The following is a 24,810-nucleotide window of genomic DNA, read 5'->3' on the forward strand; positions in this document are numbered from 1 at the left end:
CTAAGCAAAACCTGTTTAGCCCATCTTGGAATAAAAACTGCCAACCAGCGGCGCGATCACTGGCACCGGTATTACCTGGCTAAGCACGTTCATTGCTTTTGATAGCGGTCCGGGAACCACGCGACGTTTGTTTTTCGCCATGGCGTCCAGGGTTTCTGCTGAGCACGACTCGTAGGTGGTCCATAGGAAATCTGGCACGACCTTGTCGACGATTGACTGTTCCTCGTCCGGCACGACGGCATCGCGCACAGGCCCTGGGGCGAGCAAAGTGCAGCTGACGCCAGTGCCCTTCAACTCGTAGTGCAGCGCCTCGGTAAAAGCATTGACACCCGCCTTGGTGAATACGTAGGTGGCATTATTCGGGATCGGGATATTGCCTGCGGCTGAGCCGACGTTGCAAATCGCGCCTTCGCCGCGTTCCCTCATGGGGCGGACAACCGCATTGGTGATTCGGTGCACCGCCGTGGCGTTCAGGTGGAATTGGTTGGTTTCATAATCCCAATCTTGTTCGACGAATTTGCCGAAGCTCGCAATGCCCGCCGAGTTTATTGCGATAACGACCTTTTTATTTTCAAGGTAATCCAGCAGCCTCGTCACTTCGTCGTAGTCGGACAGGTCTGCGGCGAAAACCTCGGCAGTGATGCCGTGGGAGCTAAGTTCGTCGGCAAGATTGTGCAAGACCTGTTCACGCCGGGCAACGAGGATGAGGTTGTGGCCGGCCTTGGCGAGATCGCGTGCCATGGCCTCGCCGATGCCTTGACTTGCGCCTGTAACCAGGGCATACGAGTCTGGTCGCGGGTGGGGAAGAGCCATGGTTCTCCTTATGAAATGGACGCGCCGTACCGCTGTCGCGGGAGAAGGCACACCGGGGTCTCGCTGTTTCGGGATCTTGTTGGTTCAACCCTACCTTGGTGCGTAAGTAGCGCGGGGCTGGAGATAGTGGTAATTGCGCTTTCTGACGGCAGTGCTTGTGATTGTCGCTGTGAGTTCATACAGTTGGGCTTGCTCTGATTTCACCCCGAAAAGTGCCCCCAGCAGGATTCGAACCCGCGACCGACGGGGTAGAAACCCGTTGCTCTAATCCACTGAGCTATGGAGGCCGATAGACCGCGCGCAATCTAGGAAAATGCCTCGTGATTGTGCGGTGATCCGGGTGGAAACTATACCGGATTGTCCACGCAAGCGACAACGCCGTCACCGCGCCCGGATACAGCACAGGCAATAGTGACCGATCGCAGCACAGACAAAAGCGTTGCTGATGGATGATGGCGTAATCGACTGGCCGGAGAACAATGCTAGCCAGTTCACACGGGTTCAGGATCCGCACCGATCAGTTGTAGGTTAGAGCCTATGGCTACCCCGACCCAACGTGTGCGTTCCACCTGGCCCTGGTACCTGGCAATGCTACTGATCGCAGGCCTTGCCGCCGGCATTATCTCTGCGCAATTCCTCGCGGAATCACTCGCAGCGCTGGGTATCCCAGATCCAGGTATGCTGACCACCTTTGGCCTGCCGTTTTTCCGCGCGGCTGCCTGGATCCTGGTCGCGCTCGCCGTCGGCTCCTACCTGCTCACGGCATTTCTCATTCCACCGCGAATGCCCGAAGCAGCACCGGATGCTCCCACTCCCAATTCTGGCCTCGCCGAGGCTCGTTTAAGCGTCGACGGGCATCTGGCGGCACGCACTGGCGCGCTGAGTCTGCTCGCCGTTGCCGCTGTTGCGTTGGTCATGGTGTCGATGACGTTTTCTGATGTCTCCGGCACCCCGTTTTTCAGTACTTTTGCGCACTGGGATGTGGCCCTAGATCAGGTAGCTGAAGCGAAATCGTGGTTGATCATGTCGCTTATGGCTGCTGTCGTCGGCGTCGTCGGATTGTTCGCGCGACGCTGGACCATGCAACCGATATTGCTGATCGGCGCGGTACTCACCGTCTTCCCGTTGGGTATGGAAGGCCACTCGGCATCTGGTGGTGACCACGACTGGGGCACAAACTCCTATCTGTGGCACTTGGTTTTCATGGTGCTGTGGATCGGTGGGCTTACGGCCTTAATCGCACACTCGCGTCGCCTCGGCGACCATCTTGCACTGGCCGTTCGCCGCTATTCCACCTTGGCGCTGTTTGCCGCCGCGGTCATGGTGATTTCCGGCGTCGTCAACGCTGCCTTACGTATTGGTCCGCACCATCTCTTTACGACGAACTATGGCTGGATCATCACCGCCAAAACCGTGCTCACCCTCGTCCTCGTCGGCCTAGGCTGGTTGCACCGGCAGCGCAGCATCCCGCAACTAGCGAAAAACCCGGGGGTTTTCCGTCGCATAGCCATCGTGGAAGTCCTCGTCATGGCGTTGACAGCCGGAATCGCAGTAACCATGGGGCGCACCCCGCCACCTGCACCGGATGACCCGAACTTGTCGACGATGGAAATCACCGTCGGCTACGACATCCCATTTGAGCCAGACATTCTCAATGTGTGGACTATCTGGCGTTTCGACGTCATGTTCAGCGCACTGGGAATCCTTCTGGCTGCTGGTTACCTGTATGCGGTTCGTCGCGCGCGTCGCGCCGGGCACGAGTGGTCGCGTGGTCGCACGGCGTGGTTCTTGCTGGGATCACTGGGCATGGCGGTGATTATGAGTTCAGGCGTCGGCATGATTATTCCGGCAACATTCTCGATGCACATGATCGGCCACATGTTGTTGTCGATGACATTCCCGGTTTTTCTCGTGCTGGGTGCGCCGCTCACGCTGATCATGACCGCCTGGGAGCCAGGTGAGGCTGGTAAACCGAACCTGCACGATTGGACCCGCGCTTTCTGCCAGTCCCGTGGCCTGAGCATAATCACATATCCACCGATCAACCTGGCGCAATTTATCTTCGTGTTCTATGCGCTGTACTTGAATTTTGATTGGTACCAAGCAGCGATTTCCGATCATGCCGGGCACGTGATCATGAACTGGGCATTTTTAGTCTCTGGCTATATCTATTTCTGGGAAGTCATGGGGCCGGATCCGTTGCCGGGGCGCAAGCAGCCGCTGGTGCGTTTGGCGTGGCTGTTTTTCTCTATGCCGATCCACCTGTATTTGGGTGTCTACATGATGCAGCTGACCGAAATTTACGGCGAGGAGTTTTATACCTCGATTAATTTGCCGTGGGCGATTGATTTGTTGGCGGACCAGCGCGTCGGTGCTGGTATCGGCTGGGCTGCCGGTTCGTTCCCGCTGATCGTCGTCTTTGGTGAGCTGTTCCGGCAACTGTTTACCTATGACCGCGAACAGCAAGAGGCTATCGATGCGGAGATGGACCGGGTGCCGGATCATAATCTTGCCGACGACCTCGTCAACGACGACCTTGCCGCTGATGGCCGTCTCGCTGCACAGAAAACTGTTGGTGTTCAACAGTCTGTAAAAACGCCGAAAAAAGACTCTGGATTCGGTAACGATTCTGGTAATGAATTAGATTTATATAATGCGATGTTGGAAAAGATGAGCCGCGGAGAACACATCGAGGATGAGTATCACGAATCCGAGATGGGCCAATCCCGTTTCCGTAAGAAGCGTGGCGGGAGTGGTTCCGGTTGGGGGAACGCCCCGGAATAGCGGTTTGGAGCGCACCAACACTTGCCGGTAATCCTCTGACTGTCAACCACCAAGGAATTTTTCGTTATGAAAAAGAGCCCACTCGCCGTTGCGCTGAGCGCATTGGCTACTGCTGCACTCTGCTTGACTGCTACGCCAGGTATTGCTGCTGCGTCGCCGTCGATGGAGGCCTCGAGCTCGGGCTCCAGTTTGTCGTCCGACGGTGGTAGCTCTAGTTCAAGCTCTAGCCGCGATGCGGTTGGAGCGCCAGGGGATTCCACAAACCCAGGCAAGCAATTGGTCACACTGGGGGATTCATTTACCGCTAACGGCCACATTCGTGGTTTCCGCTGGTTGCAGCGGGGAATCCCGCAAGAAAGTTTGGGTTCTTCGTCTGGTTCGAGTGATTCCGGTAAAGGTTTCGTCCGGCCGGTGGAATTAGGCCTGAGTGGGTGTGGGCAGGATCCAGATAACTGGCCACGTCAGTTGGCAGGCATGACTGAGCGTAGCTTGGGTGATTACTCATGCAACGGTGCAACGTCCCGCAGCGTCGTTGAGCATCAGCTGGAGCAAGCTTTGCGCGATGGCAATATCGGCCCGGCTACCGAGGAAGTTGTGATTGCGGTGGGCGGCCTTGATCCGTGGCGGTTTAAATTGGATGAGGTTCCGTTTCCATACCCACAGGCAGTTATTGACCGCTACAAAGCCCGCGTAGCGAATATCACTCACCAGGTGCGTCAACTCGCACCGAATGCGCGGGTGACTATCCCTTCGTATTTGAGTGTTTCCTCACCGCAAGGGCACGTTTGCTTCGTTAATGTAATCCCGAATCAGCCTTTGGGGTTTGTGGTTCCGGGCGCGCAGCGTTATGAGCAGGCATTAGCGGATATCCAGCGTGAGGCTGCCCATGAAGCAGGTGCACGTTTTGTGGATGTCCGTTCTGCAACCCGCGACCACCACACCTGTGCACCTGATGCGGAGCGCTATGTCTCTGCCATCTGGGTGGACACGACTGCGCCGACTCATACCATGGCTATGCACCCAACCGTGAAAGGCTCACAGGCCATAGCCGCTGAAATTGCGCGTTAAGTTAGACCATTAGCCACAGATTGTGGCGTATGCTGCCCTGTCTCACCGTTATCTTCGGTGCGGCAGGGCATTTGTTTGCGCAACCCAACCAGGACAATTTCTGCAGTTTCTGTGGATAACTTTGTTTATCCACAGCCGGGCAGTCTTTGTAGTTGTTGCGGGCATCGTTTCCCCAGACACTAGGTGCTACCAGCGCAGATCGCGTTGGTCACCTAAAGATTTGGAAGGGGAGCACACAACCATGTCGCAACACCACATCACCATCACCGGTCGAATTACCCAAGAACCCAGCCTGCGTCGCGTCGCTGGAGGAAATTGCGTGCTTGATATGCGTGTTGCCTCCTCGCGTGCCGTGCGTGACGATGAACAAGAATCCGGCTGGCGTGATTATGACAATCTGTTTCTGGACGTTGAAGCCTGGGGACAGTTGGCCGTGAACACAGCTGCGAGCCTGCACAAGGGCTATCCAGTAGTGCTGGTGGGCTCGCTGGTGACCCAGCAGTGGGAAGATAGTGAGGAAAAACGACACTCGAAAACGGTGTTGAAAGCCACCCACATCGCCCCAGACCTTGCACACTATGCCGCCGCGCTGACCAAGCGGAAAGCAGATCGCGATGATAATGGCGGAGTAATTCTTAACGTCGAAGGCGTCGTCTTTGATCAGGATGCGCTGGCTGGCCCATCTGCATCTGGGTTTACGGACGAATCAGCGACTCCGTTTGGCGAACAATCAGCAACGGATAATAAGAAGGCGAATAAGCAAGCTACAGACAACGCCGCAGTACCTGTCGGTGCACGGTAGCTAGCCACAGCGATGCCCATATCGTGCGGGATCCGTGGTGGGGCGGCAGTGAAAGTCATGTATTCTCGTCAGAGATAAAGATTTAGTGTCGTTCCACCTAATTTCGCGAAGGGGAAATATGGGCGAGTTCATCTATACGATGAAAAATGTACGCAAAACTGTTGGTGACAAGGTCATTCTTGACGACGTCACCATGGCTTTTTACCCCGGCGCAAAGATCGGCGTCGTCGGCCCGAACGGTGCTGGTAAGTCGTCGATTTTGAAGATCATGGCCGGAATGTCAGAGCCATCCAACGGTGAAGCATTTCTGGACCCCGGTGCTACCGTCGGCATTTTGCAGCAGGAGCCGCCGCTGAACGAAGAAAAAACCGTTCGCGGCAACGTGGAAGAAGGCCTCGGCGATATCTTCGAAAAGAAGCAGCGCTTCGAAGCTATTGCTGAAGAAATGGCTACCAACTACACCGATGAGCTCATGGAAGAAATGGGCAAACTCCAGGAAGACCTGGATAACGCGGATGCGTGGGAAGTCGATTCTAAGATTGAGCAGGCCATGGAGGCATTGCGCTGCCCGCCATCGGATGAACCGGTTACCAACCTTTCTGGTGGTGAGCGTCGCCGTGTAGCTCTGGCGAAGCTGCTTTTGTCGGAACCAGACTTGCTGCTTCTCGACGAGCCTACAAACCACCTGGATGCTGAGTCCGTGCACTGGCTGGAAAAGCACCTGGAAAACTACCCGGGTGCCGTGTTGGCTGTGACTCACGACCGCTACTTCTTGGATAACGTCGCGGGGTGGATCTGTGAGGTTGACCGCGGCAAATTGCACCCATATGAAGGTAACTACTCGACGTACCTGGAAAAGAAGCAGGAACGTTTGCAGGTTGCCGGTAAGAAGGATGCCAAGCTGCGCAAGCGTTTGAAGGACGAGCTGGAATGGGTTCGTTCAGGTTCCAAGGCTCGTCAGGCGAAGAACAAAGCGCGTCTGGAGCGCTACGAGGAAATGGCTGCCGAGGCCGAGCAGTACAAGAAACTCGACTTCGAAGAAATCCAGATTCCAACCCCGCCACGTTTGGGCAACAAGGTTGTCGAAGCAGACAGCCTGACCAAGGGCTTTGGCGATCGCACCTTGATCAAGGACTTGTCATTCACGTTGCCGCGTAACGGCATCGTCGGTGTGATCGGCCCGAACGGTGTGGGTAAGACCACGCTGTTTAAGACCATCGTGGGCTTGGAAGAACCGGATGATGGCAAGGTCACCGTTGGTGAGACGGTGCAGCTGTCGTACGTGGACCAGAACCGGGAAAACATTGACCCAGAAGCTACGGTCTGGGAGGTTGTTTCGGGCGGTTTGGATTATATTCACGTCGGCCAAAACGAAATGCCTTCGCGCGCCTACCTTTCTGCCTTTGGCTTCAAGGGCCCAGACCAGCAAAAGCCATCCAAGGTGCTTTCCGGTGGTGAGCGTAACCGCTTGAACCTGGCGCTGACGCTGAAAGAAGGCGGAAACCTGATTCTGCTCGACGAGCCAACCAACGACTTGGATGTCGAAACCCTTGGTTCTTTGGAAAACGCGCTCGAGAAATTCCCGGGTTGTGCCGTGGTCATTTCGCACGATCGCTGGTTCCTGGACCGCACCTGTACCCACATTCTGGCTTGGGAAGGCAATGTGGAAGAAGGCCAGTGGTTCTGGTTCGAAGGTAACTTCGGCGACTATGAGAAGAATAAGGTGGAGCGCCTCGGCGAAGATGCTGCGCGTCCATCCCGTGTCACCCACCGCAAGCTGACTCGCTAGTTTTGCTGCGTCGCGGCTGCCAACCGCGCGCGAGTATTCCAGAAAGGTTTCCGAGGTTTTATGGCGGATAATCCTGCAATCCATCAATATCGTGTACCCCTGCGGTGGTCGGATTTCGACCGCTATGGGCATGTGATGAATGCCAATTACGTGGAAATCGCACAGGAAGCTCGCTTGGCGTACAAAGAGGCCTACTTCGATCCGGCTGGCATGCAAGACTTCGCCGCTTTCGTGCGCAAGCTGGACTTAGATTTCCGCAAACCCATTGAGCCAGAGGGCAATTCGGTGTTGCTTGTGGAATCTCAGGTTGTCGAGGTCGGCAATTCTTCTTTCGTTACCCGCCAGGAGATTAAAGATAAACATGGTCGGGTAGCGTGCGTGATTGAAACTGTCTCCGTCGCCGTCGACATGGACACCCAGATGCCGCGGCCGTTGACTGAGCAAGAGCGCGAGGTCATGCGTTTGGAATCGACTCTTGCGAAAGACGCAGACAAGGCGGAAGCTGCCGCTGGTTCCGCACCCTCAGGTCTTGCGGGGTCTGTCGGTGCAGCGGGGGGCCTGGGAGCATCGAATACCGCGAGCGCTGAATCGTTTGCCGATGAGATCGGCTATGACGATGAAATCAGCTACGGCGATGAAGTCGACTATGGTGACGAGGTCGATTACGGTGATGAAATCGACTATGGCGATGAGATTGGTTACGACGACTAATGTCTGAATCCCTCGAAGTTACCGCAGGTGGCCCCGGTCTACGCGCGCTCATTGCGCGGGCTGTTGGCCTCGATGCCAGCGCTTCGGCACGGTTCCGCGTCCTCAAAGGCGACGCCGGTGACGGTGAACTCATTGACGTTTTCGTGACCACCCCATTTGACGTGGTTGCTTGTCGACGCGTCAAAGGCACCGTCTCCCGCGACGGGGCAGTGGTAGCAGCCAGTGCTTTGTTGCACTGTCTGGAAACGGGGCAAACCCACCTTGGCCCAGCCCGCGATATGTCCTGGCCAGGTGCGTTGCCACCGGTTGAGGGATTTCACTTGGTGGATAACTTACCGGTGCATGTGGTGCGTGAACTCGCCGATAAGGGACGCGATCTTGCCCGGCAATTTTCTGGACCCATGGGCCCGCCGCAGAGTTTGATGAACCAAACTGTGCTCACTGTACGCCCGGCCGAGGAATCCGCTAAGTCCAGCAAACTCACAGGAAACCCACAGGAAACTTCCTTGGGAGACGGCGAAGAAGTTGAAATCCCGATGCGGATGATTTTTGCGTGCACCAACTTAGGACTCATTCCGGGGTTTGCCGCATCCATGGATATCCCACGCCACCTGCGGGTTTCCGCTAATGGCCGCTGGGCACGCGTGGATGCGCCCTTCGGCAGTGTCTACCACGCACGGGGGCTTTCCGTGCTGATTTAGTAGCACTCACGCACCACGCTAACCAGGGATTTCCCAGAACTAGAGCGCCGCATACGCACAATACACAGCGTACGCGGCGTTTTTTCGGTGTTCTAAACTATCGGCCAGATAACTATCCGCAAGCAGTAAGGATTAATGCAAGTTCTTTTCAGTAAATGGGGTTAGGGTTGTGGACATGCCAGATACTGTCCAACACACAGCCACCGCCGACGGTCATAGTCCCGCCGTCGACAATGATCACCAGCCGAAGCCTGTGACCGGGCGCATCATCGGAATTGATGTTGCCCGCGGCATCGCATTGCTGGCGATGATCATCGCTCACTTATATCCATTCAAAGGATTTGCCGGCGCATTCCTGGAAGGCTTCCCATCAGCTCTTTTCGCGGTGCTCTCCGGCATTTCGATGACCATCATATTCAGCAAGCGCGGAGCCGTCGATGTTTTTATTCGCGGCATCATCCTCGTGGTCATCGGCATTGTGGTTACCCCATACGCCGGAACCATCATCGTGGTTCTTAAGGCACTGGGTATTGGCTATATCGTGTTTGCATTGCTGCAGATCCCACGTTGGTCCACCAAGTGGGTCGCCACGGGTTTTGCGGTATTGCTCGCAGTATCCGGCATCGTGCACGTGATTACACTGCACACCACTCTCCACGCGTTGTTGCGCGAGCCGTATCCAATCGTGACCTGGTTGGCCTACATGGCGGCTGGTGTACTGTTTGCACATTGGCTGCGGAACAACAACTGGCAGATCACACCATCGTCGGCCTCTGGATTTCTGGTCGCCGCCGCAGGAGTTGTCATCTCGGTGGTGGGAGTACTGGCTCGCGACTGGATCGATTCGGCTTACGCCGTCGCCACGCGGAACAATCTTGGAATCGCTGTGCACGGGTTCTTTGATGCGAAACCGCACAGTGGTGGGCTTGTCGACGCAGTGGCTACCATTGCGGGTTCACTGACTGTCATCCTGTTGTGCTTGTTGCTCGTTCAGACTGACCGTTGGGTATTCCCGCTGAAAGCCATGGGCTCGATGGCATTGACTGTGTATCTGGGACACGTGATCTCCGCTGGCATCATCAACCGGGGACATATCGCCACGCAGTACCCTGAGCTGGCTATCGGCACCATCGTGGTCGCGGTCGTCGGCACGAGTATCTGGGCGATGTTCTTCCGCTATGGCCCGCTGGAATACGTGCTCGGCCTGGTGGCCCAGACAGGTGCACAAGCGGTTGCAGGAATCACCGGCAAACGCAGCGACAATAACGGTAGCAATCACGCTGATAAAACCAGCGAGATGTCTACTGCCACCACGAATCACTAATACCCATTTCCGTATAGAAAGAAAATCATCATGTCTCAGACTGCGAAAAACTCGAAGACTTCCCGTTTGCTGGCCATTGCCGCACCAACCTTGGCACTTGGCGGAATGCTCGCCGCAGCCGTACCTGCACAGGCGATGATCAGTGACCAGTTCGCGGAAGACTCCGTGCACGCTAACGCGGTGGTCTCGGAACAAATTGGCGACGACGGCGACGAGGACGGAAACTGCACCGGTACCGCGGTGGCAGACTACTGGGTTGTCACCGCGCGGCACTGCCTGGAAAACTCCGAAACCCCGGGCGGTAGTGTTCGCATTGGCCAAGGCGATGACCAAAAGCGGGTGAAGGTTGCGGACTGGTACAAAGCTCCAGCTGGTGATATTGGTTTGATTCGTACCGCGGAGCCAATTGGGTTGAAGGAATACCCGGAGATCATGCAAGAAACCCCGGCTGAGGGTGCCATTGAATCTTACGGTTGGTCCTCGGAAGGCAGCGGTAAAACTGAGAAGTTGCCAAAGGCAGACGGCAAGATCACTGAGCTGAATAACTTCGCTTTGTTCGGCGGTGACCAGGCTGCGATTGCGCGTTTAGATAATGATGCGGAATTCCAGCAGGGCGATTCGGGCGGACCAGTATTCATGGACGGCAAGCTGTATGGTGTGCTTTCGGCAGCGTTCAATCCGGATGATCCGGAATCGACGACTTCCCCAGAGTCTGTGGTGGCCCCGGCTGCGGAAAGCTATGACTGGATGATCAAGACGATGACGGAGCAGTCTGAATCCGTCAGCTCTGATGAAGCAAATGTTTCGCAGGGCAATGGTGATTCGACGACCAGCACTGATACCTCTGCTGCTGGGGAATCTGCAGATGATTCCAGCAATACCACCTGGTGGCTGCTTGGTGGTGGCGCGGTGTTGGTAGCACTGGTTGTCGGTTTGGGTATTGCGCGTAAGCCGAAGAAGTAATAGCTGCGAGCATTGCACTGTACTGTACTGCCTGCGGTGCTAAGGCAACGGTGTTAGTGCAAGGGTGATATCGCCTGGTCGAGAACTTCGGCCAGGCGTTTATTGCTGCCGGTAGCTTGGCTATAAAATCGGGCGCGCACGAAGGCCTCACGTAAATGTGGTTTACCGGCTGCGGCTTCATGCTGCATGGTTGCCCCATCGCGGACAGCGAAGCGCTCGGAATCGATTTGGTACCCGGCTTTGCGGCACAGTTGCTCGAAGAAAATGAACTGCGTTCGGGTATTGCCTTCGCGAAAAACATGTATGACGTTCAGTTCGCCCCAGACTTCAGCTAATTCTTGCACGAATTCTTGCTTGTCCAGGCCGCGCAAATAATTCTTTTCGGCTAGCCTGCGGTATTGCTCGCGAGCATCCTCGTGCATGATTTCCGTGCCCGGGTAATAGGTAAAAGCCATCGTGGGATTATCGGGGTCATCTGGGTGTAAAACATTAGGGCCTTCTTTAGTCATCCACCCGTGTGGGCCGACGCGCGGTACCCCAGCCCAGCCATAGACGTCCTGGAAGATGTAGCCGTGAATTGCCTTCATATGCGCGTAGTCGAAATTGCCTGCAATTGGAGCATCGTGTAACTCCGCCATGCGCACTGCGGTGACAAACTCTTCCATCTCGCGCAGACGATCGGGATCATCTTCGCCGTAAGGCTTGTCTGCGCTGCGGAATTTATTGCGTACCACCTTTGTGCCGGGAATGTAGTAGTCTTCCCAGCTTTCATATCCCCACCCGTCGTTGTGCATTAACGATTCTTGAGGTGATCGAGGCCGCGACGAATAGCATCATCGCCAGTCAATCTTCCGACGGCGACGAGTCTGCGGAGCTCGCGTAAGTGTGGATCATCTAAAGAATGGCCCGCTGCGCCGAGTGCACCATCTGATAATTTCTCAGCCGGGGTTAGTGGCGTAGCACTTGCTTTAGCTCCCGGCAAAGAACGCCGCGAAGGTACAGACATAAAAAACCTCCGAGTTCTCGTGCATTCCAGCTTACCCGGAAGGGTGTTAAAATGCAGGAGCTTTCTCGGAGGTTTTCGCAGCTCAGAAACTAATTTCTTGCACCCAGTTCAGGCGCCTGATCCAGACGGTATTGTGCCGACCGGCGGTCCCATCCTTGAGTGCAGCTTTAGCGTAAATTTAGCGCTTCGGTACGTAGCTGCCTTCGTGTTGGTACAGTTCGGAACCTTGCTCGCGGAATTCTTGAGCCTTTTCTTCCATGCCTTCTTCTGCGACTTCCTCGGCAACCGCGCCAGCCACCGGAGCCTCTGAGTCCGACGATCCGCAACCACACCCGTCGGAGGTGGCCCGACCATTGGCTTCTGCGACGGCAGTGGCAACATCGTCGTCGACCGGCTTCTGGAACGCCGGCATTCCCAGATCCGCCATATCGTCGCTAAAGGCATCGCGAATGTCCTGGCTAATGCGCATGGAACAGAACTTCGGGCCGCACATCGAGCAGAAGTGTGCCGTTTTCGCAGGCTCTGCAGGCAGGGTTTCGTCGTGATAAGCCTGCGCGGTGTCAGGATCCAACGAGAGCGCAAACTGGTCGTGCCAGCGGAATTCGAAACGTGCCTTCGACATGGCATCGTCCCACTCGTGCGCGCCGGGGTGCCCCTTGGCGACGTCCGCCGCATGTGCCGCCAGCTTGTAGGTGATAACGCCGGTTTTTACGTCGTCTCGGTTCGGCAAACCAAGGTGTTCTTTCGGGGTGACGTAACACAGCATTGCGGTACCACCCATGGCGATGTTGGCCGCACCAATTGCTGAGGTGATGTGGTCGTAGCCAGGGGCAATATCGGTAACCAGTGGCCCCAGCGTGTAAAACGGGGCGTCGTTGGTCCAGGCCTGGGCGTGCTCATTGTTGACCTGCACCTTGTCCAGTGGAACGTGGCCTGGGCCTTCCACCATGACCTGCACGTCGTATTCCCAAGCGCGCTGGGTCAGCTTGCCGATGGTCTTCAGCTCAGCGAACTGCGCGGTATCGTTGGCGTCGGCAATAGAGCCGGGGCGCAAGCCGTCGCCAAGCGAGAAAGCGATGTCATAGCGGGCGAAGATCTCGCACAGCTCGTCGAAGTTCTCGTACAGGAACGATTCCTTGTGGTGGGCCAGGCACCATCCGGCCATGATGGAACCGCCGCGGGAAACGATGCCGGTCACGCGCTTGGTGGTCATCGGGATGTAGGGCAGCAGGACGCCGGCGTGGATGGTCATGTAGTCCACACCTTGTTCGGCCTGCTCGATGACGGTATCGCGGAAGATTTCCCAGGTTAGGTCCTCGGCTACACCGTTGACTTTTTCCAGTGCCTGGTACATCGGCACGGTGCCAATCGGAACCGGGGAGTTGCGGAGGATCCATTCGCGGGTGGTGTGGATATCATCGCCGGTGGATAGGTCCATCACGGTGTCCGCACCCCAGCGGGTGGCCCAACGCAATTTGGAGACTTCTTCTTCGATGGAGGAGGTCACCGCAGAGTTACCGATGTTGGCGTTGATTTTGGTGAGGAACTTCCGGCCGATGATCATCGGCTCAGATTCTGGGTGGTTGATGTTGTTCGGGATTATCGCCCGGCCGCGGGCGATCTCGCTGCGCACGAATTCCGGATCGCAGTGTTCGCGCAGCGCAACAAACTGCATTTCCTTGGTGATGATGCCTTGGCGTGCGTAGTGCATCTGCGTGACAGTTTTGCCTTCTTTGGAACGCAGCGGCGGGCGCGATTCGCCCTTCCATTCCTGGCTGGCGGCGCCACGGCGTTGTGCGGAGCGGCCATCGTCGGCAAGATCGCGTCCACGGCCGTCGTATTCTTCGACATCGCCGCGGTTGTTAATCCACTGCATACGTAGCGGTTTTAGCCCACGGTGCACATCGGCCTGCGGGCCACGGGTGCGGTAGACGCGGAATGGTTTGTTCGGACCAGTGGGAGAATCATCAAGCTGGATTTCAGTTTCTGGAACTTCCAGGTCATCCTTGCGGATAGGGGAGTAAGAGTGCTTGAAATGAATCTCGTCTTCGGGGGCAGCGGTGTGCGCGTCATGGTTCGCCACAGTGCCCACCTCCTTCCTACGTTGGTACTAACCAACAGGTTCGAACGGTGCTCACGCGGTATTAGCGTGATCTCAGCCCTGTACCAGCAGGGCACCCGTGTGTGGTGCATAAACTTGTCGACGGCCGCGCAATGCTGGGCCGGGTGGCCGCTATGATTCCTGGAAATTCGATAGACTTATCGAAATTCTCGGAAACTGTGGTGCATTTCGCATAACCGTTGCTGTCAGCTTACAACACGTACCCTGGTGGCAGGCAAAGAGATCTCGGCGCCAACCCTGTCGAGATCTCACTTTCCTGCCCGATGCACGAACATGCACGAAGCAACCAGAAATGAGGATCAATCCCATGAAGATTGGCGTTCCCGCAGAAATCATGAACAGCGAAGGCCGTGTGGCTCTGAGCCCGGCGGCTGCACAGGCTCTTGTCGACGACGGTCACGAGGTGCTTATTCAATCTGGCGCTGGCGAGGGATCCAGCTATGTCGATAGCGACTACACCGACCGTGGCGCCACCATTGTTGATACCGCCGCCGACGCGTGGGCTGCAGAGATGGTGTTGAAGGTCAAGGAACCTTTGCAAGAGGAATATCAGTACCTGCGCGAGGACCTGCTGCTGTTTACCTACCTGCACCTGGCTGCTTCGCGTGAGCTGACCGACGCGCTAGTGAACGCTGGCACCACCGCGCTGGCATATGAAACCGTGACCGATAAAAACGGTGCGCTGCCGCTGCTGACCCCAATGTCGCAGGTCGCTGGCCGTTTGGCTGTGCTGGAGGGTTCGCACCATCTGTTGTCGCACCACGGTGGACGTGGCGTTTTGCCTTCCGGTGTGCCGGGCACCAAAGCGGGTCGCGTCGTGGTGATCGGTGGTGGCCAGGTGGGTGCCTCGGCGGTTGCGATGGCGCATGGTCTGCGCGCAGAAACCACCGTGCTGGATATTGATGCAGGTACTTTGGCGCGTTTCGATGACCAATATGCCGGTACCGTGCGCACCCAGATTTCTGATCCAGTGACTATCGAAGAAGAGCTGCTGGAAGCTGATCTGGTGATTGGCGCGGTGCTGGTCGCCGGTGGCAAGGCGCCGAAGCTGGTGTCGGAAGATCTGATCAAGCGCATGAAGCGCGGTTCTGTGCTGGTGGACGTGGCGATTGACCAGGGTGGTTGTTTCGAGCCGTCCCGCAAGACCAGCCACCAAGACCCTGTGTTCCGCGTCGGCGATGCACTGATGTACTGCGTGGCTAATATGCCTGGTGCGGTAGCGAATACTTCTACCCGTGCGCTGACGTCGGCAACGCTGCCGTACATCCGCGCGGTTGCTGCCGGTGGCGTGGATCAGGCTATTGAGCGCTTCCCAGGCTTGGCCGATGGCTTGTCGACGCGCGATGGCAAACTGATTTCCAAGCCAGTGCGTGAGGCCTTCGACTGGCAGGACTAGTTTTCCACCATCGAAAATAAGGAACGCTCCCACCCGTATCGGATGGGAGCGTTTTGCTGTTAACTAAGCGGGCATTGCGCCTGTGCAGTCTAGAGTTTAGGCAAACTTGCGGCGTGCGAAGAATGCGACGGCGCCGAGTGTCTACCGCAAACCAAGGTCCCGGCGCAGAATACCCAGATCAGGTTTTTGCTGCTGTGATGCTTGATTCCCAGCCTGTTCTTGCTGTAGCGGCTCGTCCGGCATATTCCGCAGCATATAAGCCAGCTTCTGCATGTGATTCCAGATCGCGGCGCGGTATTCCTCGGGGATAGTTTTCTCGTCGATCTTGTCCAACGAGCGGCCCATCAACTCGAGCCAACGCTCCGCTGCAGCGGTATCAATCGGAAATTCCGCGTGCCGCATGCGCAACCGGGGCGAGCCGCGGCGTTCATTAAACAATTTCGGGCCACCCCAAAACTGCACGAGAAACCACAGCAGGCGGTCGCGGGCACCGTCGAAATCCTGCTCCGGGTACATCGGCGCCAGGATGTCGTCGTCAGGAACCTGGGCGTAGAAACCGTCGACAAGCGTCTCGAAGGTGTCCATCCCGCCGATGGCTTCAAAGACCGAACCCGGGCGCTCACCGGAGCGGATGTCTTGGTTATGACTGTGAGCGTCCAAGTGGCTCGCCTCCTGGGCCAGCAATGCCGATGCCGTATGGGTATGGAGTCTTGATTCCGGCTTCGGCCAGCTCGTTCATGATCAAACCGTTCATCACGCGCATGACGTGCCACTGTTCGCCGGGCATGGTGATCACAGAAACGCGGTAGGACAGGTAATCCGGGTTGAACTCCGAAGCACCCTGAATTTCTGGAGCTTCCATGATTTCGTTGGCGCAACGCTCGTCGGCAGCAGCCTTGGCCATGGCTTCGGTAAGCACCTTCCAGACCTTGTTTTGGTCGTTGCTGTGGCTGACCGGAATCTGGAAACGGGCGATCGACCAATCGCTGGAGTGGTTTGCGACCTTCAAAATCTCACCATTGCGCACGTGCCACAGTGCACCGTCGATATCGCGCAGGGAAGTGATGCGCAGTGAAATTTCTTCGATCTCGCCCATGGTGCCATCACCCAAGTCGACGACGTCGCCGATGCCGTACTGGTCCTCGATCAGCATGAAAATACCGGACAGGAAGTCCTGGACCAGCGATTGTGCACCGAAACCAAGGGCGACACCGACGATACCGGCGGAAGCAATCAGCGGGCCGACGTTAATGCCGACAACGTCCAAGATGGCGATGACGGCCCAGACCCAGACAAAAATGGCGACGGCGGATTTTGCCACCCCGGAAAGCGTCTTGATGCGCGATTTCCGGCGGTTCTCCCGCGATTTTTCCATCAGCCGGATCTGGTGCATCTTTTCCGGATCAGGTTCTGGCACCTCATGGCTGTGCTTTGATTCGGCTTGACGCTCCGCAGTCTTCTTGCGGCCGTCTTTCATGTTGTGGTTTGCCAGCTTGTTGATGGCGCGCACCAAAATCCAGTGCGCCAGCAACGCGAAGAGGATAATCAAGCCAATATAGATCGGGCGCTGGAACAACCAGGCTTGGGTTTCTGGGTTATTCCACCAATTGTTGACAGTGTTCACTGTTTCCTCGGCAGACGGCACCGAAGGAACAGAATTTGATGCGAGGTGAAAAATATTCGTGTTCATCTCATCCTTAAGTCTTTGCTTTGGCAATCGATTTCCGCTGCAACTTTGGCCATCTTACGGGTTCGGGCTGTAAGTTTCCTGTGAGAGCGGCGGTGATCTTCGCAATACAATTCGCGCATGTGGTTTATGGTGGGTGGTATGAATTCACCTGCAGAAAACAACCTGACCCCGCACCGGATTCCGGCTCCGGAATATCCGGCTGCGCACCATAAACTCACCGAGGATGCGAAGGCTGACTACCTCAAAGGCTTTAGCTCGGCCGCGATTCATGCAGGCTACGAACCGGACTCACACATTGGCTCTGTCAACGTTCCGATTTATGCCTCCACCACTTACGCCCAGGACGGTCTAGCCAGCCTGCGCGGCGGTTTTGAATACGGCCGTGTGGCGAACCCGACGGTCCGTAGCCTGGAGACCACGCTTGCTGCGTTGGAAAAGGCCCCATATGCGCGCGTATTTTCCTCCGGTATGGCCGCCACCGATACGCTATTGCGCATCTTGTTGCGCCCAGGCGACCACATGATTTTAGGCAACGACGCCTACGGCGGAACCTGGCGTTTGATCGAGTCTGTCTTCAAACCATGGGGGATTGATTACACCGTCGTCAATACTTGCGACGTCGACGAGCTGGATGGCGCGATCCGCGAAAACACCCGCGTGATTTGGCTGGAAACCCCGACCAACCCTGCGCTATCCATTAGCGATATTTCTGCTATCGCCAACGTCAAAGGCGGCGCGTCGTTGGTCGTGGACAATACTTTCGCTTCGCCGTACTTGCAGAACCCGATCAGCTTGGGTGCAGACCACGTGCTGCATTCGACCACGAAGTATCTGGGCGGGCATTCCGACGTCGTCGGTGGTGCAGTGGTCACCGCCGATAAAGACGTCGACGCCGAGTTGCTGTGGTTCCAGGGGGCCGTCGGTTCTATCGCCTCGCCCTTCGATGCTTACCTGACCACTCGTGGCATCAAAACTCTCTCGGTGCGCATGGACCGCCACTGCGATAACGCAGAAAAAATCGCGGAATTTTTCCAGTCCCGCCCGGAGATCAAATCCGTGCTTTACTCGGGCTTGGCAGATCACCCTGGCCACGAGACTGCCACCAAGCAAATGAAGCGCTATGGCGCGATGATGTCCGTGCGTTTCCACAGCGAGGAAGCAGCGAAGCAGTTCTGTCTGAACACGACGCTGTTCTTGCTGGCGGAATCCCTCGGTGGTGTGGAATCACTGGTAGAACACCCCACCAGCATGACTCACGTGTCTGCCGAAGGTTCCGAGCTTTCGCCACCGGCTGATCTGGTGCGCCTGTCCATCGGTATTGAGGATATCGACGACCTCATCGCTGATCTCACGCACGCATTGGACAAACTGGACGAGAAATAGCGTAGAAATCTAGCCGAAAACCTTACCTAAAAATATGGAGCCGAAATGACACAGGAAGAACACGCCCAGTCTAAACAGCAATGCAAGATTGCCGTTGTCACCGGGGCTACCGGCGGTATGGGCCGTGAGATCGCTGCTGACCTTTCGCGTGACCACGTCGTGTACGCCCTGGGACGCAACCAAGCAGGCCTCGATAAGCTTGCGGAATGCGCCAACATCACCCCGGTGTATGCCGATCTGGTGACAGAATTGCTTGCCGACGACGCACAGCCGGGCGCCCAGCTTGCCGACGTCCTCGGCTTGGAGAACGTCGACGTTGTTGTGCACGCCGCGGCGATTGCAGAAAAGAAATCCGTCGACGATGCCACCCCGGCAGACTGGCGCAAACATTTCGACATCAACGTTTTCGCCGCCGCCGAACTGACGCGCCAGCTGCTGCCAGCCCTGCGGAAAACCGAAGGCGATGTCATCTACATCAACTCCGGAGCCGGCCACGGTGGGCATCCGAACAACGTCGTCTACGCCGCCACCAAGCATGCGCTGTACGCCGTAGCGGATTGCTTGCGCAAGGATGAACGCGATATCCGCGTGACTACCGTCGCGCCGGGCCCTACGGATACCGCGATGTTGGAAGGCTTGATGGGCGACTACAACGCCGAGCACATGATTGCACCGGCGGAAGTAGCGCGCGCAGTACGCAGCTGCGTGGAGGCGGGCCCCACCACGCAGTTCACTGAACTGCGGGTGCGCCCGCGCATTGAGCTAGCAGACCGCTAGCTCGCGGTAAGTACGCGTAGTAATTTACTCGCCGCGGTCAATGCGCTGGTTGCGCAGCGCACGAGCGGTGCGATCGCGGCCTTCCATCACGAGCCGGCGCAAGCCAGCAGGCATATCGCCAGCCAGGAAGTCGTCGGCACGCTGCAAGCCTTCTTCGGTTTTGTCCCAGAATGGGTACGTGCCAGTCAATACTGCCAGTGCCATTTCTGGGGAAAATTCTGCCCACACCTTCTGGGCATCGGCGAAGTAGGACTCATTGAATTGCTCCAGGTGCTTCGCCGAGCCTGTGAAGGTCAGCCCCAGCATCTTGAAGCGGGCTTCTAAGTTGCCCAACTCGCCGGTGCGCAGCTCATCCCAGATGCGCTTCTTATTCTCGTCGCTGTTGATAGCAGCCTCGACCTGGAGCGCAGCCTGCGCGCCAGACGAGGTTTTGTCCAGCTCGCGCTGCTGGGCGATCTTTTCGCGTACGGCGGCTTCCTCACCGATGGCGCCGTCGGCAGCCAGTGCAGTCAGTGCCTTCCATCGCAGCCCGGCATCCTCGTCATTATCCAGGATGCCCTGCAGGTAGATGCGAGTGGAATCGACCAACGGCAGGTGGGACAACGTCTTGATGAAGATCAGCGCGCGGTCTTCGCTGCCGTTTTCTGCGGCAGCCTGGAAAGCCTCGCCGAGGAGTTGCGCGCCTTCGGCATCGGCCCACTCCTGGTCCGCGTAGGCGGTGAGGGCGGTGACGGCTTGGCCAGTGATGCGCTCGAGCACCGCCATTTCTGTTTCTGCCTGCGCACCACGGGCAACCAGCTGCACGAAATCCCGGGCCTTCAGGCTGCCGTCGCGGGTCATCTCCCACGCAGCAGACCAACACAGGGTGCGAGCCATCGGATCGGCGATCTTGTCGATGTGCTGCAACAGGGTGGCTAGGGAACGCTCGTCGAGTTCCGGTAGGCAGTAGGTTAGGTCGTCGTCGTTGACCAGCACCAAATCCGCGATTGGCGTGCCGACCAGCTCGTCGACGTTGGTGAACTCGCCGTCGATATCCAGCTCGACGCGTTTGGTGCGCACCACCTTTTGCGACTGTTCGTCGAAACGGTACAGCCCCACGGCGATGCGGTGGGTGCGCAGGGTCTCACCGGCCTGGTGTACGGCAAAAGAGGTGTAGGTCTTGCCATCATCCTCGGTGCGGGCAGCCAAGGTGTTGACACCGGTGGTCTTCAACCACTGCTGCGCCCACCAGCTCAGATCACGGCCGGAGGCATCCTCCAAGTGGCCCAGCAGATCTTCGAAGGCGGCGTTGCCGAATTTGTGTGCCTCGAAGTGGCGACGCACACCGGCGAAGAATTCTTCGCGGCCGACATAAGCTTGCAGTTGCTTCAGCACCGAAGCGCCCTTGGCGTAGGTGATGCCGTCGAAGTTCTGCTCGACAGTCTCGATGTCCGAGGCGTCGGTGGAGATCGGGTGCGTCGTCGGCAGCTGATCCTGCTGGTAGGCCCAAGATTTCTCGATGTTCGCGAAGGTGACCCACGCGGTGTCGTACTGGGTTTCTTCGGCCTGTGAGATCGCCGCGGCCCAGGTGGCAAAGGACTCGTTGAGCCACAAATCATCCCACCATTGCATGGTCACCAGATCGCCGAACCACATGTGCGCCATCTCGTGCAAGAACGTGTCGGCGCGGCGTTCGTACTGGTAATGGGTGGCTTTGTTGTGGAAGACAAACTCGTCGCGGTGGGTGACACAACCGGCGTTTTCCATCGCGCCCATGTTGAACTCTGGGCACAGCACCTGGTCGTATTTGCCGAATGGGTAGGCAATGCCGAAGTTGCGGTGATAAAAATCAAAGCCCTGCTTGGTCTCAGTGAACAGGCGCTCGGCATCGAGGTGTTTCGCCAGTGATTGGCGGCAGAACAGTGCCAGCGGCACGGAAATTTCGCGCTCTTCCTCGCTGGTTTCCGGGTGCGCGGTGAGCGTGCCTGTCCATTCGTCGCTGACCTGGTAGTAGTGGCCGGCGCACACGGCGATCAGGTAGGTGGAAAGTTGATAGCCGATCCGTGAATTCCACTCGCGGGAATCGCCATTATCGGTAACCGTGGAAGTCTCGTTGGTGATCACCGTCCAGTCGCGCGGAGCGGTAATCGAGAAATCGTAGGTCGCCTTCATATCCGGCTGGTCAAAGCACGCCAGGATGCGTTTCGCGTCGGCAGTTTCGCATTGCGAATACAGATATACGCGGTCATCAGCAGGATCGACGAAGCGGTGGAGCCCCTGCCCGGTGCGGGAATAGGGGATGCGCGCTGTGACATCAACGCTGTGGCGGCCCGGCTCCAGACCCTGCAGCGGGATGCCGTACTCGGCGTCGTACTCGGTCGGCTTTTCGACGCCGTCGATAAATAGCTCCACGATTTCGTCGGCACGCAAATCCAGGAAGGTATCTGCCTGCTGGCCGTCACGGACTTCGAAGTCGACGACGGTGTGGGAGGTGAAAAATTTCTCGGAGACGGTGAGATCCAGCGCCACCTTATAGTTGTGCACCTTGATCTGTCGTGAGCGCTGTTGAGCCTCATCGCGCGTCAGGTTTAGAGAAGTCACGGAATGAATTACCTTTCTTCTGCGTTGTACTTAATGCTGCGGTTGATCCATGCTACGGCCGGTCGATGTTGCGCCCGGTACCGCAGTGCTATTAGGTCATGAAGTTGTTCGCACCCAGCTTAATGTCTCCATAGGATGGGTGGTGGCCAATTAAGTCCAAATAAGGACCATTTAAGGATGGTCAAATAAGAATTAAGGAGAACACAATGGAAACCGTACGTTTTTGGTTTGATGCTTCCTGCCCGTTTGCATGGCAGACATCCCGCTGGATGAAGGAAGTCGAGAAAGTCCGCGACGTGCAGGTCGAGTGGATGCCGTTTTCTCTGTCCGTGCTGAATGAGGGCGCAGATATTCCGGCCGATTATGCCGAGATGATGAAAGCCAACTGGGGACCAGCCCGGGTTGCTGCCGCGTTGAAAGATCAGCACCCTGACAAGGTTGATGCCTATTACACGGCTTTGGGCACATTGATTCATAAGCAAGGCAACGGCGGCCAAAAGGGCTACGGTGCTTACGATGATTTGATCGTGCAGGCTTTGCAAGACATCGACGCCGACGTCGAGCTGGCGAAATTGGCTAATAGCGACGAGGTCGATGAGAAGCTGCGCGCATACCACCAGCAGGCCATTGACTTGGTCGGTAATGATGTGGGAACTCCGGTAATGCAATTGGGTGATGCGGCGTTCTTCGGCCCAGTTATTACCCGTGTTCCAGAAGGCGAAGAGGCTGGGGAACTTTTCGACGCTGCGCTGCGTTTAGGACAGTATCCATACTTCTTCGAATTGAAACGTTCCCGAACCGAAAACCCACAGGTGTAACTATGTTTGGTACTTTTATTACTTCTCTGATCATCGCTGCTCTGGGCGGTGCCGCTGCCTTTTATTCTTGGCGGCAAAATGCCATGGTGGCTTTGATTTCTGCAGGCGTGTGCTTGGTTGCCTCCATCGTTGCTGTGATTACCGGCCTGGCATCCACCGTGGCCGTCGTGTTCAAGCTTCTGCCATGGCTGCTGCTGGCATTGGGCATTTGGTTGGTTTATCGCATGATTACTAACCGCAATTCTGCTGGTGCTGAAGCTGATGCTCCGGCGCAGCGTCCAGCGCGTTAATCGCTGATGCGGTAGGCGTGCACACTGTGTTTTAGTGTGGTTTTAGCGCCTTAGCGTCTCAGTGCGGTGAACTATTGCACCGTACTACCGCAACGCTGAACAATTTAGCCGTCTGGTTTCTGCCAGGCGGCTATTATTGTGTGTATGCGCGTTTATCTTGGAGCAGACCACGCAGGTTTTGAGACGAAAAACCTGATCAAAGACCACCTGAACAAAGCTGGCTATGAGGTGATCGATTGCGGTGCACACACCTATGACGCCGACGATGATTACCCAGCGTTTTGCATCGACGCAGCGACACGCACCGTGAACGATCCAGGCTCGCTGGGCATCGTTCTGGGCGGTTCTGGAAACGGTGAGCAGATTGCCGCTAATAAGGTAGAAGGTGCACGCTGCGCATTGGCGTGGTCGCCAGAAACTGCACGCTTGGCGCGTGAGCACAACAACGCACAGCTGATCGGTATCGGTGGACGCATGCACTCGGAGGAAGAAGCACTGCAGATCGTCGATGCGTTCTTGGATCAGGAATGGTCGGCAGCGCAGCGCCACCAGCGCCGCATTGATATTTTGGCGGAATACGAGCGCACTGGTGTAGCCCCAGAAGTACCAAGCGCCTAAATAACTGAGGCTGCTGACGAAGCACCCCATTGTTGAACCAACAATGGGGTGCTTGCTTAGCTTAGGCCTTGGTTTTAGAAATCGAAGCCGAGGTCAAACAGGCCGCCGTCATCGCCGCCCCCGAATAGACCACCGCCGTCGTCCATACCTGCATCGTCCATGCCGCCCATGTCATCCATTCCATCCATGTCGCCGCCATCTGCGCCGTCCATACCATCGGCACCGTCGGCTCCAGCACCATCTAGGCCTTCGCCAGCCCCGGATTCAAAATCTTGAGCACCATAGCCAACGCCTGCCATTCCGGAAAACATCATGGAAAACATCATCGCCGAGCTCATGGCCCATACGCCGGTAAGCAGTGCAGGCTCCCACCAGCGGGTGGAATACCAGCCAGCTGGTACCGGACGCCCAGCAACCTTACCGCCAGGGTAATAGTGCGGGGCATCGTCACTGGCTTTCGGCGAAGCAATGATGTGTTCACCTTCGTGGTCAATCTCGCGGCGCTCGGTTACTTTGCCAGCGTTGCGCTGGCCTTCCAGCGGTGGGATCTCCGGACCGGTAGACATGCCCATGATCTCGCGTGCCGCGTTGGCATAGTGCATACCTTCGAGTGCGGATTCGCGGGCCAAGCGGGCTTGCTTCACGGTGGTGGCAGAAGATAGTGCCGAGGTTGCCGCGTTGTGGCGCTCGGAGGCATCAGACATGGCTTGCTTCGAGGCGGTATCGGTGCCGTCGATGCTGTAGACCTGCGAACCTAAGCGGTCGATCCAGCGCTGTGCGTCGGCACGCGCGTCGTCCAGCTCATTCTGGTTGTTTTGTTCTATTTGCTTCTTGTTGTTCCGGCTGGCGACATAAAACGCGATGCCGACGCCAAGCAGAACGATCAACAGAATTTCCATGCTTACTCTCACTCCCAAAATGTTTTGTCGCCATTCTAACGATTCTGTACGGCAGCGGTGTACAGGAGTATCCGTGCCGCTTTACCAGCTATTAATTGGAGCTAAGGGGCGAATTTTGGCGCTATCGCGATTATGTTGTAGGCTATTGAACGCACCGCAAAGGTGTAAGGGGAATGTCGTATAGTGGCTAATACCTCAGCCTTCCAAGCTGAAGACGCGGGTTCGATTCCCGTCATTCCCTCCACATCATCCCGTGGGGCTGATCGCTAGTAACCT

21 protein-coding genes, 2 tRNA genes, 1 pseudogene and 1 riboswitch are annotated in these 24,810 nt (G+C 56.9%); of the genes and pseudogenes, 15 read left to right on the forward strand and 9 right to left on the reverse strand.

Annotated features, from left to right (window positions below):
• Positions 1–15: 15 nt before the first annotated feature.
• Together cmrA and B142_RS0107395 are read right to left on the reverse strand one after the other, a co-directional pair.
• The gene (gene cmrA, locus B142_RS0107390; RefSeq protein ID WP_018120909.1) at positions 16–813 is read right to left on the reverse strand and encodes a mycolate reductase; all 798 of its coding nucleotides are present in this window, start codon (positions 811–813) and stop codon (positions 16–18) included.
• Between the two features lie 213 nt (positions 814–1,026).
• A tRNA-Arg gene (locus tag B142_RS0107395) sits at positions 1,027–1,100 on the reverse strand.
• Between the two features lie 250 nt (positions 1,101–1,350).
• On the opposite strand from B142_RS0107395, the gene B142_RS12230 reads away from it, so the two are divergent.
• From B142_RS12230 to B142_RS12250, 8 genes are all read left to right on the forward strand, one after another.
• A complete protein-coding gene (locus tag B142_RS12230) occupies positions 1,351–3,597 on the forward strand; it encodes a bifunctional copper resistance protein CopD/cytochrome c oxidase assembly protein (protein WP_018120910.1) in 2,247 nt (748 codons plus the stop codon).
• Between the two features lie 66 nt (positions 3,598–3,663).
• The gene (locus B142_RS12955) at positions 3,664–4,665 is read left to right on the forward strand and encodes a GDSL-type esterase/lipase family protein (protein WP_018120911.1); all 1,002 of its coding nucleotides are present in this window, start codon (positions 3,664–3,666) and stop codon (positions 4,663–4,665) included.
• Positions 4,666–4,906: 241 nt separating this feature from the next.
• On the forward strand, positions 4,907–5,467 hold the full coding sequence (locus B142_RS12960; RefSeq protein ID WP_018120912.1) for a single-stranded DNA-binding protein: 561 nt from the start codon (positions 4,907–4,909) through the stop codon (positions 5,465–5,467).
• A 118-nt stretch (positions 5,468–5,585) separates the two neighbouring features.
• Positions 5,586–7,256: an energy-dependent translational throttle protein EttA gene (gene ettA / locus B142_RS0107415; protein ID WP_018120913.1), complete on the forward strand. Its 1,671-nt coding sequence runs from the start codon at positions 5,586–5,588 to the stop codon at positions 7,254–7,256.
• A 60-nt stretch (positions 7,257–7,316) separates the two neighbouring features.
• Entirely contained in the window at positions 7,317–7,967 is a 651-nt protein-coding gene (locus B142_RS14220) for an acyl-CoA thioesterase (protein ID WP_018120914.1), read from the forward strand.
• Positions 7,967–8,668, forward strand: a complete 702-nt coding sequence (locus B142_RS0107425) for a DUF8185 domain-containing protein (protein WP_018120915.1) — start codon at positions 7,967–7,969, stop codon at positions 8,666–8,668. The genes B142_RS14220 and B142_RS0107425 overlap by 1 nt, the downstream gene beginning before the upstream one ends.
• A gap of 175 nt (positions 8,669–8,843) precedes the next feature.
• The gene (locus tag B142_RS0107430) at positions 8,844–9,992 is read left to right on the forward strand and encodes a DUF418 domain-containing protein (RefSeq protein WP_018120916.1); all 1,149 of its coding nucleotides are present in this window, start codon (positions 8,844–8,846) and stop codon (positions 9,990–9,992) included.
• A 30-nt stretch (positions 9,993–10,022) separates the two neighbouring features.
• Entirely contained in the window at positions 10,023–10,955 is a 933-nt protein-coding gene (locus B142_RS12250; protein ID WP_018120917.1) for a trypsin-like serine protease, read from the forward strand.
• A gap of 53 nt (positions 10,956–11,008) precedes the next feature.
• Here the strand turns inward: B142_RS12250 and B142_RS0107440 are convergent, their stop codons facing one another.
• The 3 genes from B142_RS0107440 to thiC form a co-directional block, all read right to left on the reverse strand.
• Entirely contained in the window at positions 11,009–11,749 is a 741-nt protein-coding gene (locus B142_RS0107440) for a Fic/DOC family protein (RefSeq protein ID WP_018120918.1), read from the reverse strand.
• Entirely contained in the window at positions 11,749–11,961 is a 213-nt protein-coding gene (locus tag B142_RS13585) for a hypothetical protein (RefSeq protein WP_144736438.1), read from the reverse strand. The genes B142_RS0107440 and B142_RS13585 overlap by 1 nt, the downstream gene beginning before the upstream one ends.
• Before the next feature lie 178 nt (positions 11,962–12,139).
• The gene (gene thiC, locus B142_RS0107445; RefSeq protein WP_018120919.1) at positions 12,140–14,053 is read right to left on the reverse strand and encodes a phosphomethylpyrimidine synthase ThiC; all 1,914 of its coding nucleotides are present in this window, start codon (positions 14,051–14,053) and stop codon (positions 12,140–12,142) included.
• Positions 14,041–14,153, reverse strand: a riboswitch (TPP riboswitch). Its footprint overlaps the gene before it by 13 nt.
• Before the next feature lie 237 nt (positions 14,154–14,390).
• Between thiC and ald the strand changes: the two genes are divergently transcribed.
• Positions 14,391–15,479 carry an alanine dehydrogenase gene (gene ald, locus B142_RS0107450; protein WP_018120920.1) on the forward strand — a complete coding sequence of 363 codons (1,089 nt, stop codon included), beginning with the start codon at positions 14,391–14,393 and terminating at the stop codon, positions 15,477–15,479.
• Positions 15,480–15,722: 243 nt separating this feature from the next.
• On the opposite strand, the pseudogene B142_RS12255 reads toward ald, so the two are convergent.
• A pseudogene (locus tag B142_RS12255) lies at positions 15,723–16,112 on the reverse strand (globin domain-containing protein); the annotation flags it as partial.
• Between the two features lie 7 nt (positions 16,113–16,119).
• The gene (locus tag B142_RS0107460; protein ID WP_018120922.1) at positions 16,120–17,169 is read right to left on the reverse strand and encodes a mechanosensitive ion channel family protein; all 1,050 of its coding nucleotides are present in this window, start codon (positions 17,167–17,169) and stop codon (positions 16,120–16,122) included.
• A 138-nt stretch (positions 17,170–17,307) separates the two neighbouring features.
• Here B142_RS0107460 and B142_RS0107465 point away from each other — a divergent pair, with 138 nt between their 5' ends.
• A complete protein-coding gene (locus B142_RS0107465; protein ID WP_155860956.1) occupies positions 17,308–18,552 on the forward strand; it encodes a cystathionine gamma-synthase in 1,245 nt (414 codons plus the stop codon).
• Positions 18,553–18,597: 45 nt separating this feature from the next.
• The gene (locus B142_RS0107470; RefSeq protein WP_018120924.1) at positions 18,598–19,329 is read left to right on the forward strand and encodes an SDR family oxidoreductase; all 732 of its coding nucleotides are present in this window, start codon (positions 18,598–18,600) and stop codon (positions 19,327–19,329) included.
• 24 nt (positions 19,330–19,353) lie between these two features.
• Here B142_RS0107470 and pepN read toward each other — a convergent pair whose 3' ends face one another.
• Positions 19,354–21,909 carry an aminopeptidase N gene (pepN, locus tag B142_RS0107475; protein WP_018120925.1) on the reverse strand — a complete coding sequence of 852 codons (2,556 nt, stop codon included), beginning with the start codon at positions 21,907–21,909 and terminating at the stop codon, positions 19,354–19,356.
• A gap of 206 nt (positions 21,910–22,115) precedes the next feature.
• On the opposite strand from pepN, the gene B142_RS0107480 reads away from it, so the two are divergent.
• From B142_RS0107480 to B142_RS0107490, 3 genes are all read left to right on the forward strand, one after another.
• Positions 22,116–22,727, forward strand: a complete 612-nt coding sequence (locus B142_RS0107480) for a mycothiol-dependent nitroreductase Rv2466c family protein (RefSeq protein ID WP_018120926.1) — start codon at positions 22,116–22,118, stop codon at positions 22,725–22,727.
• Positions 22,728–22,729: 2 nt separating this feature from the next.
• On the forward strand, positions 22,730–23,017 hold the full coding sequence (locus B142_RS13875; protein WP_018120927.1) for a hypothetical protein: 288 nt from the start codon (positions 22,730–22,732) through the stop codon (positions 23,015–23,017).
• Positions 23,018–23,161: 144 nt separating this feature from the next.
• Entirely contained in the window at positions 23,162–23,635 is a 474-nt protein-coding gene (locus B142_RS0107490) for a ribose-5-phosphate isomerase (protein ID WP_018120928.1), read from the forward strand.
• A gap of 74 nt (positions 23,636–23,709) precedes the next feature.
• Here the strand turns inward: B142_RS0107490 and B142_RS0107495 are convergent, their stop codons facing one another.
• Positions 23,710–24,534, reverse strand: a complete 825-nt coding sequence (locus tag B142_RS0107495) for a hypothetical protein (RefSeq protein ID WP_018120929.1) — start codon at positions 24,532–24,534, stop codon at positions 23,710–23,712.
• Positions 24,535–24,703: 169 nt separating this feature from the next.
• Here B142_RS0107495 and B142_RS0107500 point away from each other — a divergent pair.
• Positions 24,704–24,778, forward strand: a tRNA-Gly gene (locus B142_RS0107500).
• Positions 24,779–24,810 lie beyond the last annotated feature (32 nt).

Origin of the sequence: Corynebacterium propinquum DSM 44285 (assembly GCF_000375525.1) — a bacterium.
Classification (GTDB): domain Bacteria; phylum Actinomycetota; class Actinomycetes; order Mycobacteriales; family Mycobacteriaceae; genus Corynebacterium; species Corynebacterium propinquum.

Excerpts from the sequence above, each read along its gene's own strand:
- B142_RS0107495 (WP_018120929.1), bottom strand. The coding sequence starts at position 24,534 with ATGGAAATTCTGTTGATCGTTCTGCTTGGCGTCGGCATCGCGTTTTAT.
- B142_RS12250 (WP_018120917.1), top strand. The coding sequence starts at position 10,023 with ATGTCTCAGACTGCGAAAAACTCGAAGACTTCCCGTTTGCTGGCCATT.
- B142_RS14220 (WP_018120914.1), top strand. The coding sequence starts at position 7,317 with ATGGCGGATAATCCTGCAATCCATCAATATCGTGTACCCCTGCGGTGG.
- B142_RS13585 (WP_144736438.1), bottom strand. The coding sequence starts at position 11,961 with ATGTCTGTACCTTCGCGGCGTTCTTTGCCGGGAGCTAAAGCAAGTGCT.
- B142_RS0107440 (WP_018120918.1), bottom strand. The coding sequence starts at position 11,749 with ATGCACAACGACGGGTGGGGATATGAAAGCTGGGAAGACTACTACATT.
- B142_RS12230 (WP_018120910.1), top strand. The coding sequence starts at position 1,351 with ATGGCTACCCCGACCCAACGTGTGCGTTCCACCTGGCCCTGGTACCTG.
- B142_RS0107470 (WP_018120924.1), top strand. The coding sequence starts at position 18,598 with ATGACACAGGAAGAACACGCCCAGTCTAAACAGCAATGCAAGATTGCC.
- ald (WP_018120920.1), top strand. The coding sequence starts at position 14,391 with ATGAAGATTGGCGTTCCCGCAGAAATCATGAACAGCGAAGGCCGTGTG.
- B142_RS0107465 (WP_155860956.1), top strand. The coding sequence starts at position 17,308 with ATGAATTCACCTGCAGAAAACAACCTGACCCCGCACCGGATTCCGGCT.
- ettA (WP_018120913.1), top strand. The coding sequence starts at position 5,586 with ATGGGCGAGTTCATCTATACGATGAAAAATGTACGCAAAACTGTTGGT.
- B142_RS0107425 (WP_018120915.1), top strand. The coding sequence starts at position 7,967 with ATGTCTGAATCCCTCGAAGTTACCGCAGGTGGCCCCGGTCTACGCGCG.
- B142_RS0107430 (WP_018120916.1), top strand. The coding sequence starts at position 8,844 with ATGCCAGATACTGTCCAACACACAGCCACCGCCGACGGTCATAGTCCC.
- B142_RS12955 (WP_018120911.1), top strand. The coding sequence starts at position 3,664 with ATGAAAAAGAGCCCACTCGCCGTTGCGCTGAGCGCATTGGCTACTGCT.
- B142_RS12960 (WP_018120912.1), top strand. The coding sequence starts at position 4,907 with ATGTCGCAACACCACATCACCATCACCGGTCGAATTACCCAAGAACCC.
- B142_RS13875 (WP_018120927.1), top strand. The coding sequence starts at position 22,730 with ATGTTTGGTACTTTTATTACTTCTCTGATCATCGCTGCTCTGGGCGGT.
- B142_RS0107480 (WP_018120926.1), top strand. The coding sequence starts at position 22,116 with ATGGAAACCGTACGTTTTTGGTTTGATGCTTCCTGCCCGTTTGCATGG.
- B142_RS0107490 (WP_018120928.1), top strand. The coding sequence starts at position 23,162 with ATGCGCGTTTATCTTGGAGCAGACCACGCAGGTTTTGAGACGAAAAAC.
- cmrA (WP_018120909.1), bottom strand. The coding sequence starts at position 813 with ATGGCTCTTCCCCACCCGCGACCAGACTCGTATGCCCTGGTTACAGGC.
- B142_RS0107460 (WP_018120922.1), bottom strand. The coding sequence starts at position 17,169 with ATGAACACGAATATTTTTCACCTCGCATCAAATTCTGTTCCTTCGGTG.